The 909-nt window shown below is 58.3% G+C and carries 1 protein-coding gene and 1 riboswitch; the gene reads right to left on the reverse strand.

Features of this window, described 5'->3' with window-relative positions:
- Positions 1–492 precede the first annotated feature (492 nt).
- Positions 493–576: riboswitch (glycine riboswitch) on the forward strand.
- A 104-nt stretch (positions 577–680) separates the two neighbouring features.
- Positions 681–866, reverse strand: coding sequence for an integrase core domain-containing protein (locus ACFPOB_RS29510; RefSeq protein ID WP_377801746.1), 186 nt, complete (start codon positions 864–866; stop codon positions 681–683).
- Positions 867–909 lie beyond the last annotated feature (43 nt).

A 909-nucleotide genomic window follows, 5' to 3' on the forward strand; every position in this document is an offset into this window, starting at 1 on the left:
CATCGGGGATCTCTCGGTTCAGGGTTTGCGTTCCCAACCCAAACCTAACCGGCAATCGCCGATGACCACCCTCAGCTACACCACGCCATGGGACACGACCGGTGATCGAGGCTGCCGAGGAGCGGGCGCAGCGGTACGATGGACGAAGCGCTTAATTTAGTAGGTCTAAAGCTTGCTCTACTCGTCGAGCGGCGCCGCATAGCCAGTAGTCCAGCGGGTGTGCCGAGATACCCCTGGATCGCTCTACCCATATTTGTTCGTAGTCGCGATTGAGCACGTGCTTGAGCGAATTGTAACGCTTATCGAAATTGATCGGAGATATTAGCGAGGTTTTCGTCACCAGATCAGGCAGGTCCGTGCGCCGGACCATCAGTAACCGCGGGCTGCGACGCCCCTTTTTGCGGGTGTTGTAAGATTAATACAACACGGTGCCCAGCCATGATTTCGGCTCATTTTTCCATACATCCGCCTCATAGCATCGCGATACCGCCAGGCAGCAAAGCGGGAGAGAGTCGCAAGACCGCCGAAGGAGCAACCGCCCCGGAAACTCTCAGGCACCCGAACCGCTTGCCACGAACACTCTGAAAAGCGGAGCGAAGCTCCCGCCCAAGGTGTAAGTCGTGACCTGAGACCCATTTCTCCTCCGACCTGAGGGAGAGTCCTGAGTTTGATTTCTGGCCCTAAGCGGCCTGTTTTTCCAGCGTGGATTTGAGTGCGAACTCGGCGGGCGTGATGTTGCCGAGGGCCGAGTGGGGTCGGTTCCGGTTGTAGTCGTCCTTCCATGAGCTGATGGCGTTGCGGGCTTCAGTGAGCGTCGAGAACAGCGTGTCGTTGAGATGGGGTAATCGGGGCCTGGGCTCGGCCAGGGTTGGCGCTCATGCTGCCGGTTTTTGGAGAGGAGCGCCCCAT

Origin of the sequence: Allobosea eneae, assembly GCF_042657265.1 — a bacterium.
GTDB lineage: Bacteria > Pseudomonadota > Alphaproteobacteria > Rhizobiales > Beijerinckiaceae > Allobosea > Allobosea eneae.